Below are 1,938 nucleotides of genomic sequence, written 5' to 3'. Positions count from 1 at the left end.
TAGACTTTAATATACTATCTTTCAATCATAACTGTCGTCTTGTCATAACCTTTTTAAGCTAAAAAACTTAAAAAGGAAATTCCTATATAATCGAGTTATCATTTTTTGTTTTCTGTACCAATCCGCCATTGGAAGCACATAGTTCATTCATTAATTTTCCTTTCCCTGCGCTGAGGCTTTCAATATATTTCGCACACTCAAAAGAGCGGCCTTGTCTCTCTTTCATGCTATATTTCTCATCAGGTGCCCTATATTTTTCTGGTATGTTGAGTTTAGGTGCTCCAATTCTCGGTAAATGTGTAAATCTAAAACCCAACTCAAGTGCTTGGGGTACAACTCTATTTAGATACTCTGAAATTTCTGGACCTCCAGAACCATTGTGTAAAGAAACTTCCTTACCATCTACAGACATAGAAAATCCAGCTTTGTAATTGGCATAGTGTTCCTTTCTGTCTTTTTTCTTAATGGTTTCTATTGTGGCTAAGCCCTCAAAAAAGTAGGGCTGAATTGCGCTATTATTTATTAGCTCATAGATCCTAGTATAGATTGGATCTGAACTATTTCGCTTGTCTTCATCTACGATGATTTCCCATACATTAGAATCGAATGTAACTGACGTGCTCATGGTTCTCTCTTTGTTAATTTAGATGCATAACATGGAAAAATACCCATTGGATATTCCATGTTCAAAATGTTAATAAGTAATATTATGGAAATCAAGAGGAAATTCAGGCCAGATCCTAATTTAAAATTTATGGAACGAGTCTTCCAGGTATTGAGCATCTCGGGCATCCGGAATATCCAGCGGAAAGGCTTGTATATGAGTATCAGAGAGATGTAAAAAAAGGAAGAGAAGATGTTGAGGTTCCGAAGAATCTGGATATTGAGAATCCGCTGAATAGATGGTGGGGGCATTGCCTCGATTTCTTCGCGCAATGGATTAAGCAGACCCATTAAACTACCTCCTCTTAATATGGAGTGCATCATCTGTGATGATGCGTAATAAAGCAGTAACACCCGCCTAATAGACTGGCGGACAGGCGGTTACTGCACTCCAAAAAAACAACTCTGATTTTGTTCTCTTAGCGTTCTTTGCAACTGTTATGTAAAGAGGTTTTTAGTTTTAGAAATATTTATTAAAAAACCCTTTTTTAAATACGTTTTTAATAGGATAATGGAGAAATAGATTAAATAATATACACTTATCTATGGAGGTGAATATGTCAGTAAAATATAATATACATTTTCTTTTTTTCCTTGTTTTACTTTTTTTAATGCCATTCAGTTTATTTGCCGAAACTAAATATGAGAAAGCAACTTTTGCGGGAGGCTGTTTCTGGTGTATGGAACACCCTTTCGAAAAGCTGGAAGGTGTTTCAGAAGTTTTATCAGGATATACAGGTGGGCAAAAGGAAGATCCAACGTACGAAGAGGTTTGTGCAGGAGCAACCTTTCATCTTGAAGCGATCCAGATAACGTACGATCCCTCTAAAATAAGTTATTCAAAACTGCTTGATCTCTTCTGGCGGCAGATAGACCCAACCGATCCTGACGGCCAGTTTGCCGATCGAGGCTCACAGTACAGAACAGCAATTTTTTATCACAACGAAGATCAAAAGCGTCTGGCAGAGGAATCAAAAGAGCAATTGGACAAGTCAGGAAGATACGACGAGCAGATTGTTATAGAGATTACTGAGGCAACTTCATTTTATAAAGCTGAAGAATATCATCAGGATTTTTATAAAAAGAGCCCGCTAAGGTATAAGACTTATAGAAGAGGCTCTGGTCGTGATAAATTCCTGGAAAGGATTTGGGGCAAAGAGATGGATACCGGGCGTGGTAGCAATAACAAAAAATTTGATAAATCCACTAAAGAGGAACTGTTGAAAAAATTGAATCCATTACAATATAAAGTAACTCAGGAAAGTGGCACGGAAA

3 protein-coding genes are annotated in these 1,938 nt (G+C 37.2%); 2 read left to right on the top strand and 1 reads right to left on the bottom strand.

What is annotated here, in order from left to right; genetic code table 11:
- Positions 1–82: 82 nt before the first annotated feature.
- A complete protein-coding gene (locus NUV40_03960) occupies positions 83–625 on the bottom strand; it encodes a hypothetical protein (protein MCR4343024.1) in 543 nt (180 codons plus the stop codon).
- Positions 626–774: 149 nt separating this feature from the next.
- Between NUV40_03960 and NUV40_03955 the strand changes: the two genes are divergently transcribed.
- Together NUV40_03955 and msrA are read left to right on the top strand one after the other, a co-directional pair.
- On the top strand, positions 775–957 hold the full coding sequence (locus tag NUV40_03955) for a homoserine O-succinyltransferase (GenBank protein MCR4343023.1): 183 nt from the start codon (positions 775–777) through the stop codon (positions 955–957).
- 263 nt (positions 958–1,220) lie between these two features.
- Positions 1,221–1,938: peptide-methionine (S)-S-oxide reductase MsrA (gene msrA, locus NUV40_03950; protein MCR4343022.1), on the top strand; the 718-nt coding region annotated here is incomplete at its 3' end.

Source organism: Patescibacteria group bacterium (assembly GCA_024654625.1).
In the GTDB taxonomy this organism is placed as follows: domain Bacteria; phylum Patescibacteriota; class Minisyncoccia.
The sequence above is the reverse complement of the archived record's forward strand: the minus strand, read 5'-3'. Positions and strand labels throughout refer to the sequence as shown.